15 protein-coding genes are annotated in these 14,083 nt (G+C 40.9%); 8 read left to right on the forward strand and 7 right to left on the reverse strand.

Translation table 11 applies throughout. From position 1 onward, the window contains the following. Nucleotides 1-105 precede the first annotated feature (105 nt). The 7 genes from nqrF to bolA all read right to left on the reverse strand — a co-directional run bounded on the left by nqrF (nucleotide 106) and on the right by bolA (nucleotide 6,826). Nucleotides 106-1,329: an NADH:ubiquinone reductase (Na(+)-transporting) subunit F gene (gene nqrF / locus C9I86_RS09230; protein ID WP_080157106.1), complete on the reverse strand. Its 1,224-nt coding sequence runs from the start codon at nucleotides 1,327-1,329 to the stop codon at nucleotides 106-108. Between the two features lie 23 nt (nucleotides 1,330-1,352). Beyond that, nucleotides 1,353-1,949, reverse strand: a complete 597-nt coding sequence (nqrE, locus tag C9I86_RS09235; protein ID WP_060999503.1) for an NADH:ubiquinone reductase (Na(+)-transporting) subunit E — start codon at nucleotides 1,947-1,949, stop codon at nucleotides 1,353-1,355. A 7-nt stretch (nucleotides 1,950-1,956) separates the two neighbouring features. Further along, on the reverse strand, nucleotides 1,957-2,589 hold the full coding sequence (locus C9I86_RS09240; RefSeq protein ID WP_065166531.1) for an NADH:ubiquinone reductase (Na(+)-transporting) subunit D: 633 nt from the start codon (nucleotides 2,587-2,589) through the stop codon (nucleotides 1,957-1,959). Beyond that, complete coding sequence (locus tag C9I86_RS09245; RefSeq protein WP_080157108.1) at nucleotides 2,582-3,373, reverse strand: Na(+)-translocating NADH-quinone reductase subunit C; 792 nt, start codon at nucleotides 3,371-3,373, stop codon at nucleotides 2,582-2,584. The genes C9I86_RS09240 and C9I86_RS09245 overlap by 8 nt, the downstream gene beginning before the upstream one ends. Continuing rightward, a complete protein-coding gene (locus C9I86_RS20165) occupies nucleotides 3,363-4,607 on the reverse strand; it encodes an NADH:ubiquinone reductase (Na(+)-transporting) subunit B (protein WP_199190769.1) in 1,245 nt (414 codons plus the stop codon). The genes C9I86_RS09245 and C9I86_RS20165 overlap by 11 nt, the downstream gene beginning before the upstream one ends. 3 nt (nucleotides 4,608-4,610) lie before the next feature. Further along, nucleotides 4,611-5,951 (reverse strand): Na(+)-translocating NADH-quinone reductase subunit A, encoded by a 1,341-nt coding sequence (locus C9I86_RS20170; protein ID WP_199190770.1) that lies wholly within the window; start codon nucleotides 5,949-5,951, stop codon nucleotides 4,611-4,613. A gap of 560 nt (nucleotides 5,952-6,511) precedes the next feature. After that, complete coding sequence (gene bolA, locus C9I86_RS09255) at nucleotides 6,512-6,826, reverse strand: transcriptional regulator BolA (RefSeq protein ID WP_080157111.1); 315 nt, start codon at nucleotides 6,824-6,826, stop codon at nucleotides 6,512-6,514. Between the two features lie 153 nt (nucleotides 6,827-6,979). Here bolA and C9I86_RS09260 point away from each other — a divergent pair, with 153 nt between their 5' ends. The 8 genes from C9I86_RS09260 to C9I86_RS09295 all read left to right on the forward strand — a co-directional run bounded on the left by C9I86_RS09260 (nucleotide 6,980) and on the right by C9I86_RS09295 (nucleotide 14,037). Then, nucleotides 6,980-8,104 carry a methyltransferase gene (locus C9I86_RS09260; RefSeq protein ID WP_080157114.1) on the forward strand — a complete coding sequence of 375 codons (1,125 nt, stop codon included), beginning with the start codon at nucleotides 6,980-6,982 and terminating at the stop codon, nucleotides 8,102-8,104. A gap of 80 nt (nucleotides 8,105-8,184) precedes the next feature. Further along, nucleotides 8,185-8,760 carry a YajG family lipoprotein gene (locus C9I86_RS09265; RefSeq protein WP_080157116.1) on the forward strand — a complete coding sequence of 192 codons (576 nt, stop codon included), beginning with the start codon at nucleotides 8,185-8,187 and terminating at the stop codon, nucleotides 8,758-8,760. Next, on the forward strand, nucleotides 8,760-9,311 hold the full coding sequence (locus tag C9I86_RS09270; RefSeq protein WP_080157118.1) for a peptidylprolyl isomerase: 552 nt from the start codon (nucleotides 8,760-8,762) through the stop codon (nucleotides 9,309-9,311). The genes C9I86_RS09265 and C9I86_RS09270 overlap by 1 nt, the downstream gene beginning before the upstream one ends. Nucleotides 9,312-9,359: 48 nt before the next feature. Further along, complete coding sequence (locus tag C9I86_RS09275) at nucleotides 9,360-9,728, forward strand: hypothetical protein (protein ID WP_080157120.1); 369 nt, start codon at nucleotides 9,360-9,362, stop codon at nucleotides 9,726-9,728. A gap of 178 nt (nucleotides 9,729-9,906) precedes the next feature. After that, nucleotides 9,907-11,295, forward strand: coding sequence for an MFS transporter (locus C9I86_RS09280; RefSeq protein WP_107276204.1), 1,389 nt, complete (start codon nucleotides 9,907-9,909; stop codon nucleotides 11,293-11,295). 319 nt (nucleotides 11,296-11,614) lie between these two features. Further along, nucleotides 11,615-12,421 (forward strand): outer membrane protein OmpK, encoded by an 807-nt coding sequence (locus C9I86_RS09285; protein WP_107276205.1) that lies wholly within the window; start codon nucleotides 11,615-11,617, stop codon nucleotides 12,419-12,421. Nucleotides 12,422-12,530: 109 nt separating this feature from the next. Beyond that, nucleotides 12,531-13,436 carry a 2-dehydropantoate 2-reductase gene (gene panE / locus C9I86_RS09290; protein WP_107276206.1) on the forward strand — a complete coding sequence of 302 codons (906 nt, stop codon included), beginning with the start codon at nucleotides 12,531-12,533 and terminating at the stop codon, nucleotides 13,434-13,436. Further along, complete coding sequence (locus tag C9I86_RS09295; RefSeq protein ID WP_080157129.1) at nucleotides 13,429-14,037, forward strand: DJ-1 family glyoxalase III; 609 nt, start codon at nucleotides 13,429-13,431, stop codon at nucleotides 14,035-14,037. The genes panE and C9I86_RS09295 overlap by 8 nt, the downstream gene beginning before the upstream one ends. The last annotated feature ends 46 nt before the right edge of the window (nucleotides 14,038-14,083 follow it).

Genomic DNA, 14,083 nt, shown 5'->3' on the forward strand with positions numbered 1-14,083 from the left:
TTACTAACTGATAATAACCACAATAAAAATAACATTATTATTCATTAATAATGAAAAAGGCTGACCTTAATAGGCCAGCCTTCTTTCAAGGCGAAGGGCTAGTAATTAGCCACCGAAATCATCCAATAGAATGTTTTCATCTTCAACACCAAGATCTTTCAGCATGCTGATAACAGCTGCGTTCATCATTGGTGGACCACACATGTAGTACTCACAATCTTCAGGTGCTTCATGATCACGTAAGTAGTTTTCATAAAGAACGTTGTGAATAAAGCCAGTGTAACCATCCCAATTATCTTCAGGCTGTGGATCTGATAGCGCACAATGCCATACAAAGTTAGGGTTCTCTGCAGCTAGTGCATCAAAATCCTCTTCATAGAACATTTCACGCTTAGAACGTGCACCGTACCAGTAAGACATCTTACGCTTAGAGTGTAGACGCTTAAGTTGGTCGAAGATATGTGAACGCATTGGCGCCATACCTGCACCACCACCTACGAATACCATTTCATTTTCAGTGTCTTTCGCGAAGAACTCACCGAAAGGACCAGAAATAGTACACTTGTCACCTTCTTTCAGTGACCAGATGAATGATGACATTTGACCAGGAGCTACATCAGGATTATTCGGCGGCGGCGTAGCAATACGTACGTTTAGCAAAATAATACCGAACTCTTCTGGGTAGTTAGCCATTGAGTAAGCACGGATGATATCTTCATCAACCTTAGACTCGTAGCGGAACAAGTTAAACTTATCCCAGTCGCCACGGTACTCTTCTGGTACATCAAAGTCTGAGTATTTAATGTGGTGAGCCGGTGCTTCAATCTGAATGTAACCACCAGCACGGAAAGGTACTGTTTCGCCATCAGGAATTTGAAGCTTAAGCTCTTTAATGAAGGTTGCTTTGTTATCGTTAGAAATAACAGAACATTCCCACTTCTTCACACCAAAAATTTCTTCAGGAAGCTCGATGTCCATGTCAGATTTAACGTTAACCTGACACGCTAGACGTTCGCCTTCACGTGCTTCACCTTTAGAAATGTGATCAAGTTCTGTTGGTAGAATATCACCACCACCAGATTTAACTTTTACACGACACTGACCACAAGAGCCACCGCCACCACATGCTGATGATACGAAAATACCGTTAGCAGAAAGTGCATTCAGTAGTTTACCGCCCGCACCTGTAGTGATCGCTTTTTCTGGATCGCCGTTTACTGAGATAGTAATGTCACCTGATGGTACTAGCTTAGATTTAGCGAATAAAATCACTAAAACTAGAGCCAGGATAATCAAGGTAAACATGCCTACGCCAAGAATAATATCCATTGACTATTCCTTCCTTATCCTGATTACAGCTGTACGCCAGAGAAAGACATAAAGCCTAACGCCATAAGACCAACAGTGATAAAGGTAATACCTAAACCACGAAGACCCGCAGGTACATCTGAGTATTTCATCTTCTCACGGATACCCGCAAGCGCAACAATTGCCAACATCCAACCAACACCAGAGCCGAAGCCGTAGACGATTGATTCTGTGAAGTTGTAATCACGTTGCACCATGAAAGATACACCACCGAAGATTGCACAGTTAACTGTGATCAACGGTAAGAAAATACCTAGCGCGTTGTATAGTGGCGGGAAGAAGCGATCAAGAACCATTTCAAGGATCTGAACCAATGCTGCGATCACACCAATGAACGTAATAAAGTTCAAGAAGCTAAGGTCAACACCTGGGAAAATTGCACCATCTTTAAGTACATAGTTGTACACAAGATTGTTTAACGGTACAGATAGTGTCAGTACTACGATTACCGCAACACCTAGACCAAAAGAGGTCTTAACTTTCTTAGACACAGCTAGGAAAGTACACATACCCAAGAAGAAAGATAATGCCATGTTCTCGATAAAGATCGAGCGAATCAATAGGCTAATATAATGTTCCATATTCCTCTTACTCCTTCGCTTCTACTTGTTCTGGACGGAAAGTACGAATAATCCAGATCATGAAACCAATTAGGAAGAACGCAGAAGGAGCCAACAGCATTAGGCCGTTCGGGTGATACCAACCGCCATCAGAAGCTAGAGGCAATACCTGCATACCAAATAACTTACCTGAGCCTAAAAGCTCACGGAAGAAAGCCACAGTAATAAGTACAAAACCGTAACCTAAACCGTTACCGATACCATCAATAAATGCAGGTACTGGTGCAGATTTCATTGCGTATGCTTCCGCACGGCCCATTACGATACAGTTAGTAATGATCAAACCAACGAATACAGATAGCTGCTTTGATACATCGTAAAGGTATGCACGTAATACTTCGTCAACCACGATTACCAATGATGCGATAATCGCCATTTGCGCAATAATACGCACGCTGTTTGGAATTTGATTACGAACTAATGATACGAAGAAGTTCGAAAATGCAGTTACCAATGTCACTGCAATTGTCATTACAAACGCAGTTTCTAACTTAGTAGTTACCGCTAACGCTGAACAAACACCAAGAATTTGTAATGCAATTGGGTTATTGCTGATAAAAGGTCCAAATAGGATCTTTTTCATTTCTTTAGTATCAGCCATTATTCAGATCTCCTGCACGTAACTTAGCAAGGTAAGGACCAAAGCCCTGTGCACCGAACCAGAAATCGAAGGTATGCTGTACGCCGTTACTTGTTAGCGTTGCACCAGAAAGACCATCAACTTGGTGATCAGTACCTACAGGTGCACCACCCTTAAGGATTTTAATTGCAGGTTTGAAGTTCATATCATACAACTTCTTACCAACAAACTGCTCACGCCATGTTGGGTTTTCAACTTCACCACCAAGTCCAGGAGTTTCCGCCTGATCGTAGTAAGTGATGCCGTCAATAGTATTACCATCGGTTGCAACCGCAACGAATGCATACATCATTGACCATAAACCGTTACCGTGAATAGGTAGGATCACTTTAGTTAACGTACCAGCTGCATCTTTAACAAGATAAACAGTCGCCACATTTGCACGACGAATGATCTTTGCTAAATCTTCGTTAGCTGGGAGTTTGATAGATTCTTTATCATTCTTCGCAGCGTCACGTTGATTATATTTAGCTGCATTTTCGCCAGCAACTTCCGCAACATAATTACCCGTATTAATGTTTACAAGCTTAGGCTCGATAAACTGGTTATATGTTTGCTTAATGTTAGTGTCTTTATTTAGCAGACCAGCAACAGCAAGAATGTTGCGTTGTACGTCAAGTACTGCATTTTCTTGCTGTTTTGGACGCAGAACAACTGCTGCTGTAGATACGATGATTGAACACACAAGGCTCAATACAACTACAAAAATCAGCGTTCTTGAGAAGCTATCCTTATTACTTGCCATGACGAGCCAGTCTCCGTTTGATGTTGCCTTGAACAACTAGGTTGTCAAATAGAGGTGCAAATAGGTTAGCAAATAGAATCGCTAGCATCATACCTTCTGGATATGCAGGGTTAACTACACGTACCATTACAGCCATTGCACCAATCAGTGCGCCATACCACCATTTTGCTTTATTGGTGAACGCAGCCGACACTGGGTCTGTCGCCATAAACATCATACCAAACGCAAAACCACCTAACACTAGGTGCCACTGCCAAGGCATGTTGAACATTGGGTTAGTATCAGAACCAATGATGTTAAATAGCGTTGCAGCAACGATCATACCGATCATTGTACCAGCGATAATACGCCATGAAGCAATGCCCATAACAACAATAAACAGGCCACCGATAAGGATAGCGAGTGTTGATACTTCACCAATTGAACCTGGAAGATGACCAACAAATGCGTCCATCCAAGTGATTGATTGACCAGTAATAGTGTTAACTACGTCTGCTTGACCACCTTGAGACCACTGACTTAGTGGTGTCGCGCCAGAGAAACCATCCGCCGCATTCCATACTAGGTCGCCAGAAATCTGACCTGGGTATGCGAAAAATAGGAAAGCACGACCAGCAAGTGCTGGGTTAAGGAAGTTACGACCAGTACCACCAAAAATTTCTTTTGCGACAACGACACCAAAAGTAATACCTAAAGCGGCTTGCCAAAGTGGTAGTGTTGGCGGAACGATCAATGCAAAAAGAATAGAAGTTACAAAGAAACCTTCGTTAACTTCATGCTTACGCACCATACAGAACAACACTTCCCAGAAACCACCTACCGCAAAAACAACTGCGTAGATAGGTAAGAAGTAAGTTGCACCAAGTAGCATCTTGCTACCCCAACCAGCAGTTGCTGATAGCGTGCCGCCTAGCATCTGGGTAAACCAGTAATGCCAGTCAGCAGCAATGACTGCTGTTAGTTTGTCTGCTGTGTATAAGTGGTTAAGACCAGCAATAGCTTGATCACCTACGTTATACATACCCCAGAACATTGCTGGGAATACCGCAAACCATACCATGATCATGATACGTTTTAGATCGATGCTGTCGCGAACGTGCGCAGATGAACGCGTCACTTGTCCTGGCGTATACATAAGAGTGGCAAACGCTTCATATAACGCAAACCAACGCTCATGCTTACCACCTGGTTCAAAGTGGTGCTCAATACTTTCGAGGAAATTCTTGAAACCCATGAATTACCCTTCCTTCTCAATTTTGTCCAAACACTCACGCATCATTGGACCAAACTCATATTTACCAGGACACACGAACGTACATAGTGCTAGATCTTCTTCATCTAGTTCTAGGAGGCCCAATTGTTGTGCACTGTCAATATCACCTGCACAGATATCACGCAGTAATAATGTTGGTTCAATATCAAGCGGCATTACTTTTTCGTAATTACCGATTGGCACCATGGCACGCTCACTACCATTTGTCGTTGTTGTCATGTTGAACAACTGACCTGGGAAGAACTGGCTCATGAAGGCACGAGTAACAGAAAACTTGTTTTTACCAGGAACAATCCAGCCTAAGAATTCTTTCTCATAGCCTTCACGTAAAGCAGAAACTTGTAAGTGGTAACGACCAAGGTATCCATGAACACCTTCAGCTTTAACACCGTTAAGTACTGAACCTGATAGCACGCGTAATTGACCTGGCATCATTTCTGAATCAGTTAAGTCAGAAATAGAAGCACCAATCTGAGTACGTACTAAACGAGGATTAGTCACTACAGGGCCAGCTAACGCAACAACACGATCAGTGAAAATTTCACCAGTCAGGAATAACTTACCAAACGCAATCACGTCTTGGTAATTGATATTCCATGCAATATTCTTCGCGTCTGCACCGAACAACATATGAATATGTGTTCCGGCTAGACCTGCTGGGTGTGGGCCGTTAAATACATGCTCTTCAACATTCGCTTCTGCTGAACGAGGTAGGCTTGCACCTGATTTACATACGTAAACTTTGCCGCTGGTTAAACGTGAAAGCACAGTTAAACCGGCAATGAACGCTTCATTTTGCTCATTGATGATAACTTCAGGGTTAGCCGCTAATGGATTGGTATCCATTGCAGTAACAAAAATCGCTTTCGACTCTGAACCAACAGCGGGTACTTTACTGAACGGGCGCGTACGAAGCGCTGTCCACATACCTGATTCAACTAATTGATCAACCACAACCGCACGACTTAACTGTGCTAATTGCGCTGCATCATATTTGTTAAATGTGATTTGCTCATCACCTTCTACACCAATAACAACTGATTGTAGAACGCGCTTAGCACCACGATTAACTTCTATTACCTTGCCGCTAGCTGGTGCAGTGAATTTAACGCCAGGGTTCTTTTTATCTTCAAAAAGAACCTGACCTTTTTTCACTACATCCCCTACGCGAGTATGCATTGTAGGACGCATACCAACATATTCTTCGCCAAGCAAGGCGACTTTAGAGATGGCATTACCATCATGTATCGCCTGGGCTGGAGTCCCTGAAATTGGGATATCCAAACCCTTTTTTATTGTAATCATACGCACTTGCACTACATTAAAGGGAAAAAAGAATTTTCATATTGCGTAATTAAGATACTACGTTCCTTGGCCTGATATCGATGAACAGGCAGTGGTAGAAACCACTGAACGACTCCGTATCGCAACATCCAGTTAACTATCGCGCCACAAACATTAATGCGCGAGTAATTTTTCAGCCCGCGATTCTACCATTAATTAACTCGTTTTTTCTATGGTAATCCACGCGATTCCGTGTGAAAACCAAGCAACAAATAAGACGCAATAGGTTTATTAACTAATAAACATGATCAACTGCACATTTACGGGAATTTTTCACATAAATATTAAATTTCAAATCCAATGATTTATTTAACATTATTGTAAAAAAACACCCCCAAAAACACATCATGTCAACATAAATACAAACTTATCAATAACCATGTGATAGTCAGTTGTATTTTAACCATAACATTAACAACTCACCAACAACACCGCTAACTAATAGCCAAAACAGTAACCACTTCAAAATGTCATAAAAAAAGCCGTTTTGTTAACGACTTTTATAATTATAGACACCCTTATCAATTATCTAATGTTGAACCACCATGACAGTGTGGTGATGCGGGTGCCTGTGATTGTTGCTGCCATTCTGATTCAGTATAAGTATGAATTGCAAGTGCATGAATATGATTTGCTAATTCATCGGCTAAACACTGATTTACCGCCCGATGACGGGAAATAAGACGTTGGCCTTCAAACTGAGCACTCACGACAACGACTTTAAAATGACTTTCAGCACCTTCCGGAACGTTGTGCATGTAACTTTCATTAATGACGTCAAGATGCACAGGCGTAAAACTGTGATTTAACTTTGCTTCGATTTGGGGTTGAATCATAATGTCCTCAACTAAAAAAGCAGCTTTTCAACACCAATAATAACAATTCCTCATTATTATGGTGTTAACTTGCTAGATTTCCTTTCAAGCTTTTCACTGTTCTGCGAAAATACTCTACTATTTCTTCGTCAACATACTCGAAAGTTATTCTTAATGAAACCAGAGCTAACCTTGCACCAACGTACATTAACGTTAACCCGTTTCCCTGTACGCAAAAATGAAACCCTGCAAGCATGGGATGCCGCAGATGAATATTTGATCAATCATTGTCATACGATGGATATTGATCCTCAACGACCAGTATTAATCCTCAATGATAATTTTGGTGCATTGAGTTGTTGGTTTGCAGATCAAGCACCAGTAACAACGGTGACAGATTCCTTTATTACTCAGCAAGCCATTACTAATAACCTAAGTGTCAATAATTTACCGGCAGTCACTATTATTGATTGTCTGGCAGACTTACCAGCAGAGCCACAGCTAGTTATTATTAAGCAACCGAAAAATAACCGCCTATTAAGCTGGCAGCTACAACAACTTTGCCATCTATTGCCACAAGATTGTATGGTTATTACCGCGGGTAAAGTAAAAGAAATTCACTCTTCAACGTTAAAGCTATTTGAAAAATATTTAGGTGAAACAAAGACATCATTAGCCGTTAAAAAAGCACGGTTAATTTTTACTTCCGTCAATAAATCATTAACAGCCCCAATGCCACAGCCAACAAGCTGGACAGTACCTGATCATAATTTAACGATGACTAATTATGCTAATGTCTTCTCAAGTGATAGCTTAGATATCGGTGGCCGATTCTTATTAGATTTCATTCCATCAAAGTCACAATATAACGATATTATTGACCTTGGATGCGGTAATGGTGTGATTGGTATTAAAGCGGCTCGATTAAACCCACATGCTAACATTACCTGTGTTGATGAAAGCTTTATGGCAGTAGCCTCTTGTCGTGAGAATGCGCAATTAAACCTGCCAACAACAGAAAAATTTAACGTAATGGCATCAAACTGCCTCGATAATTTTGACAATCAAAGTGCAGATCTGGTGTTATGTAATCCACCATTCCATCAGAATAATACCATTACAGATCATATTGCTTGGCAAATGTTTTGTGATGCTCAGCGAATATTACGTCAACATGGAGAGTTAATAATCATTGGTAATCGCCAACTTAAATACCATGAGAAATTAAGCCGTATTTTCGCGAAAGTAGACACCATTGGCAGTAATGATAAATTTGTCGTATTACGTGCAATAAAATAAACCTCATGTATTGTCGTCTAAATCAAGATTTAAACGACAGTAACAACTTTTATTAACAAAATAAGCAAAGGGAATGCTTTATGATCAAAAAATACGTTGTTCTAGTATCAACATTGGTATTAAGTGCATGTGCTACGACACCACCAGCGCCCGTTGCATTAATGCCCACAGCCGTCTTCACATCACAGCCATGGGCCAATAACAAAGCACTTAACCTAACTTGTGTTGATCAAGCGCCAAATAGTTATATCGCCGTTATTGATAATGGCAGCACTGAAAATGTGCAGGTCATTCAACCTCAACAGCCAATAGCATTAACATTACGTCAAGCATTAGCACAACAGCTAACAGGTCAAGGATTTAGCATCACTAATAATGCAACGTCCACCATGGCAATTAGCGTTGAAAAAGCATTAATTACTGTTGAACAAGGACTGGTGAAATATGACATGCGCAGTGAACTGCAATTACAGTTGGTGGTAAATACCCCTAGTGGTCAATTTACTAAACGTTATTCAGGTCGCTCAAGTCGTGAAGATGCACTAACCGCATCAAATAAAGAAATTGCAACAAGCATGAATAAACTCATGAATTCTGTACTTCATGAAATCGCTAATGATAGTGAATTAAATAAATACCTTAAGGAGAATGTATAATGTCGCGTTTTTTATTAGCTTTATGCTTATTGGTTGCACTACCCGTTAGTGCCGCAACTAAAGTATTGGTTACCACTAATATCGGTAGCTTTACCGTTGAATTAAATGAAGCAAAAGCACCAATCACAACTAAAAACTTCTTACGTTACGTCGATGATGGCAGTTACGTGGGCACTATTTTTCATCGTGTCATTCCTGGTTTTATGGCGCAAGGTGGTGGTTTTGATAAAGCATTAAAACAACGTCCAAGTTACCCGCCAATCAAAAATGAAGCGGATAACGGCTTACCTAATGATATTGCGACCATCGCCATGGCACGTACTCAAAATCCAAACTCAGCTACGCGCCAATTTTATATCAACCTCGCAAATAATGCGTTCTTAAATACTCAAGGCAACCGAACAGGCTATGCTGTATTTGGTAAGGTAATAAAAGGCTTCCCTGTTGTTGAAAAAATGGCAACGATACCGACAACCTCAAACCCACAAACGGGCATGAGTGATATTCCACAACAACCGATTATTATTGAAGCCATGAAAGTCATTAAATAATGTGATCATGTCACCTGTGCGTGATCACTCACGTAACAGGTGACATCTATGTTAACACTTGCTTATAATCGCACAGCTATTCCAACTCAAGAACGGTATTTACAACAATTTGTTGTTGATAATGCCCCCATCCTTGCGCTCAATGCCATTGCCGCTAGCCACGGACAAATTACTTATATCCAACTGCAAAATTTATTTAACCACCAATTAGCTCAATGGTGGACACTTCCTTATGATAACCCACAACCAGCTAACCAATATGAAGCCGGTTATTGGTCGTTAATTCAAACATTAAGCGGTATTAGTGATTATCAATTAATGGGGGATCGTTTTATCCAACATAAGGTTGCTACCCTCAGCTGTTACTTACTCAATATTGGTCCTTGCCCTAAAATCACGCTGATAAATCGTCCCTAATGGTATTAATTTGCGTAAATAACACTAAAAATAGAATTAAATTGTAAAATGTTTGTCTGAGAATCATCAAGTCAATGCGTAAAAATTTGAGAGCTGCTAAGCTTTCGTTTTACAATAAAATTTTAAATCTTCAGTACGCTAGCAACAAGTATTGTGACCTTGATTTTCAGAGGAATATATGGATAAAGCGACACCTCAAGAAAACACCCAAGGTTGGCGAGTTTACGCCAACCCTAAAGCCTTGATCATGTTAGCACTTGGATTTTCATCAGGATTACCAATCTTATTAGTGTTTGGTACTCTATCTTTTTGGCTACGTGAAGCCGACGTGAGTAAAACAAGCATTGGATTTTTCAGCTGGGTCGCCTTAGCTTATGGCTTTAAATGGGCATGGTCACCCCTGGTCGATCGTTTCCCATTACCCATTTTTTCATCTTTATTTGGTCGCCGTCGCGGGTGGATGCTATTTTCACAAATTGTGATTATTTTGTCATTGTGCGGCATGGCATTAAGTAATCCACAAACGGATCTGTTTCAATTTGCCCTTTTTGCGATCATGGTTGCTTTTGCTTCTGCAACCCAAGATATAGTTATCGATGCTTTTCGTATTGAACTTGCAACAGAGCGCATGCAAGCTGCATTATCAGCTACTTATTTAGCGGGTTACCGTTTAGCGATGATCATGGCAGGTGCTGGTGCTCTTGCTTTTGCCGCTTGGTTTGGGTCTGATTCTGGTTACGATCCTAGTGGTTGGAAAAGCGCCTATTTCATCATGGCAGCAATGATGCTTATCGGTGTAGTCACCACCCTTATCGTCAAAGAACCCACCATAGATAACAGCGCTATCAACACCATTGAGACCAACTACAAACAGCAACTTATTAATAACGGTTACAATAAGCACCACGCCAATTTAAGTGCTTGGTTCTACACTGCGGTGATCATGCCATTTCGAGATTTCTTTCAACGCTACGGTAAAAATGCGCTACTCATATTATTATTAATCAGCTGTTACCGTATTTCAGATATTGTGATGGGTGTAATGGCCAATGTATTTTATGTCGATATGGGCTTTACTAAAAGTGAAGTCGCATCAATATCAAAAGTATTTGGGGTCGCGATGACCATTGCCGGTGCCGGTTTAGGCGGTATTTTAGTCAGTAAGTTTGGCACCCTTAAAATACTGGCATTAGGTGCAATGTTATCGGCAATCACTAACTTATTATTTATTATGTTTAGCTATGTGGGTAATAACCTTGAAATGCTAACACTGGTTATTTCCGCCGATAATCTTGGTGCTGGTATTGCTACAGCTGCATTTATCACATTTATGTCAAGCCTAACCAATGTCGCATTCTCAGCAACTCAATATGCTTTATTCAGTTCGATAATGGTATTATTCCCTAAATTCCTTGCAGGCTTTTCTGGCGTCTATATCGATCACTTTGGTTATAACATATTTTTCTTAACCACGGCCTTAATGGGGGTGCCCGTATTAATACTGATCCGCATGTTAGCCAAGAATTCAGCACTTAATATTATCGCTGAGCCTACCCGCCCATCTTGATAAAAACATCAATTTAATTTATCTGATCTCGAAAGCTAGATCGATACAGCTAGCTTTCGATACTCTCCGCTAAAACCAACAATTTTTATTGCGTTGCCGTTAGTCTATCAAGACAGATTAAAGTTCATTCTTATTGATATTCAATGGATCAAGATCACATTTTTAGTTAATGTAATCGATTACACTAGATCGCGATCACAAATGGTAAAGGATTGCGCAAACGTTTCATTCCCAAACGTGTAATAAAGCACTAGAATCAGCGCCAACAAACGGGGCGGCCAAATCCCACCATCTAGATCAACATGAGCGAGATAACAAGATGCGCAAATCACTAGTAGCATTCAGCGTTTTAGCAGCAACAGCACTTCCTTCGTTAGCTAATGCAGCAGATTACTCTGACAACATCCACAAAAATGATTATAAGTGGATGCAGTTCAACCTAATGTACGCGTTAAAAGAATTACCTCGCCCTGCAGATGCACATTCAGGCCACGATTACTTAGAAATGGAATTTGGCGGTCGTTCAGGAATCTTTGATCTTTATGGTTATGTTGATGTATTTAACCTAACTAACTCTAATAGCAGTGATAAAGCATCTGCTGATGATAAAATGTTCATGAAATTTGCACCGCGCATTTCTCTTGACGCATTAACAGGTAAAGACCTATCTTTCGGCCCAGTAAAAGAACTTTATGTAGCAACACTATTTAACTGGGGCGGTAACAACGGCGGCGTAAACAATTACTTCGTTGGTCTAGGCTCTGATATTGAAGTGCCATGGTTAGGTAAAATGGGCTTTAACGTTTACTCACTATATGACATGAACGTTAAAGACTGGAACGGTTACCAAGTATCGACTAACTGGTTCAAGCCGGTTTACACCTTTGAAAACGGTACTTTCATCTCTTACCAAGGTTACATTGATTACCAATTTGGTATGAAGAAAGAATACACATCAGCAAGCAATGGCGGCGTGATGTACAACGGTATCGTATGGCACACTGATCGCTACGCAGTTGGTTACGGTCTAAAAGCTTACCACAATGTCTACGGTATTGATGACGGTACTTTCGGTCTTAAATCATCAGGTGTTTCACAATACTTCAGCCTATCTTACAAGTTCTAAGCTGACGGTATAACACCATAAAAAAAGGCGCTGATAGCGCCTTTTTTTGATCGCTGTAATTAGCCACGATGTTATGATGCGACAAATTAGGCTAATAACGGATTAAACTGTGAACATAACTCTGCTAGGTGCTGGTGCTATTGGTGCATTATGGGCCATAAAATTAACCCAACAACGACACAATGTGCAGTTATGGACCAGAAACGCTGAAACCAAAGCAACGCTGCACTTTAATGAATTAACAACACCAACAACAACGAATGACTATTCTTTTAGCTGTAATAGCCCAGATGATCTCGCCGCTTGTGAATTGTTAATTGTTACGGTCAAAGCCTTTCAAGTCACAACAGCACTTACACCATTATTGCCTTATTTAAACACCGATTGCGTAGTGGTTATTATGCATAATGGTATCGGTACTCAGTCGCAGATTCAGCAATTATTGCCCCATAACCCGATTATCTATGCCACGACCTCTCAAGCTGCCTTTAAACCCACCCCAACAACCATTCAGCATACTGGTTTAGGGCAAACATCACTGGGCGCTATCAATGATTATGCGCAATCTCTGTCCCATATTGCGGCACTATTTGGTGCCGCTTTAGCGCCAACCCAATGGCAAGCTAATATCTATCAGCCGCTATGGCAAAAACTGGCCATCAATTGTGCCATCAATCCACTGACAGCTATCCATCAATGCTGTAATGGCGATTTAGCCCGTCCTTGCTACCAATCACAACTCGATGGTATTTGTTTAGAAGTGGCACAAGTTATGACAGCGGAAGGCTTTACAACTACTCAACAACAGCTACGCCACCAAGTTGATAATGTTATTAAAGCAACAGCCAGTAACTATTCATCCATGAATCGTGACATTTTTCATCATCGACTCACTGAAATCGATTATATTAATGGATATTTAGTTCAACAAGCCCAACGCCATAACATTGATACTCCAATTAATTATCAATTATGGCAGGCTATTAAACACATGGAGTCACTAGACCATGCCTGAGTTATGTCCTCGCGTCGTTGTTTGTATTGCCCCTGGCAGTGAAGAAATGGAAGCAATTAATACCATTTCTATTTTAAAACGGGCTCAATTTGAGGTTATTGTTGCCAGTGCAGCAGAAGATGGCGCATTAATTGTTGAGGGTTCACGCGGCATTAAACTGGTTGCGGATACCGCACTAATTACAATAGCCGATGAACAATTTGATGCCGTGGTATTACCCGGAGGCGTTGCAGGAGCAGAGCATTTTCGTGATAGCCCGTTAGTGGTCGAATTTGTAAAACAACACCACTATGATGGTAAATTGATTGCCGCAATTTGTGCCACGCCAGCTATCATGTTTGCCGCCAATGATATGTTTCCTAAAGCACTAATGACTTGTCACCCTGCTTTTCATGATCAAATTCCAGCACCTCAATTACGCCCTAAACGTGTTGTGTATGATAAACATGCTCACTTATTAACCAGTCAAGGCCCCGGTACAGCACAAGAATTTGCACTTGATCTTGTTACTCAGTTAACCAATAAAGCCACAACTGCCGCTATCGCCGAATCAATGGTTGTGTGGCCAAATATGCATTACGATGTTATGCCTGAACGTTAACGGCACCACCAGCATAAAAAAGCCCTCAATGATCAGATCATTGAGG

It is taken from the genome of Photobacterium sp. NCIMB 13483 (genome assembly GCF_003025475.1).
Taxonomy (GTDB): Bacteria; Pseudomonadota; Gammaproteobacteria; order Enterobacterales; family Vibrionaceae; genus Photobacterium; species Photobacterium piscicola.

Coding starts and splice junctions, on each gene's coding strand:
- nqrF (WP_080157106.1), bottom strand. CDS start 1,329: ATGGATATTATTCTTGGCGTAGGCATGTTTACCTTGATTATCCTGGCT.
- nqrE (WP_060999503.1), bottom strand. CDS start 1,949: ATGGAACATTATATTAGCCTATTGATTCGCTCGATCTTTATCGAGAAC.
- C9I86_RS09240 (WP_065166531.1), bottom strand. CDS start 2,589: ATGGCTGATACTAAAGAAATGAAAAAGATCCTATTTGGACCTTTTATC.
- C9I86_RS09245 (WP_080157108.1), bottom strand. CDS start 3,373: ATGGCAAGTAATAAGGATAGCTTCTCAAGAACGCTGATTTTTGTAGTT.
- C9I86_RS20165 (WP_199190769.1), bottom strand. CDS start 4,607: ATGGGTTTCAAGAATTTCCTCGAAAGTATTGAGCACCACTTTGAACCA.
- C9I86_RS20170 (WP_199190770.1), bottom strand. CDS start 5,951: ATGATTACAATAAAAAAGGGTTTGGATATCCCAATTTCAGGGACTCCA.
- bolA (WP_080157111.1), bottom strand. CDS start 6,826: ATGATTCAACCCCAAATCGAAGCAAAGTTAAATCACAGTTTTACGCCT.
- C9I86_RS09260 (WP_080157114.1), top strand. CDS start 6,980: ATGAAACCAGAGCTAACCTTGCACCAACGTACATTAACGTTAACCCGT.
- C9I86_RS09265 (WP_080157116.1), top strand. CDS start 8,185: ATGATCAAAAAATACGTTGTTCTAGTATCAACATTGGTATTAAGTGCA.
- C9I86_RS09270 (WP_080157118.1), top strand. CDS start 8,760: ATGTCGCGTTTTTTATTAGCTTTATGCTTATTGGTTGCACTACCCGTT.
- C9I86_RS09275 (WP_080157120.1), top strand. CDS start 9,360: ATGTTAACACTTGCTTATAATCGCACAGCTATTCCAACTCAAGAACGG.
- C9I86_RS09280 (WP_107276204.1), top strand. CDS start 9,907: ATGGATAAAGCGACACCTCAAGAAAACACCCAAGGTTGGCGAGTTTAC.
- C9I86_RS09285 (WP_107276205.1), top strand. CDS start 11,615: ATGCGCAAATCACTAGTAGCATTCAGCGTTTTAGCAGCAACAGCACTT.
- C9I86_RS09295 (WP_080157129.1), top strand. CDS start 13,429: ATGCCTGAGTTATGTCCTCGCGTCGTTGTTTGTATTGCCCCTGGCAGT.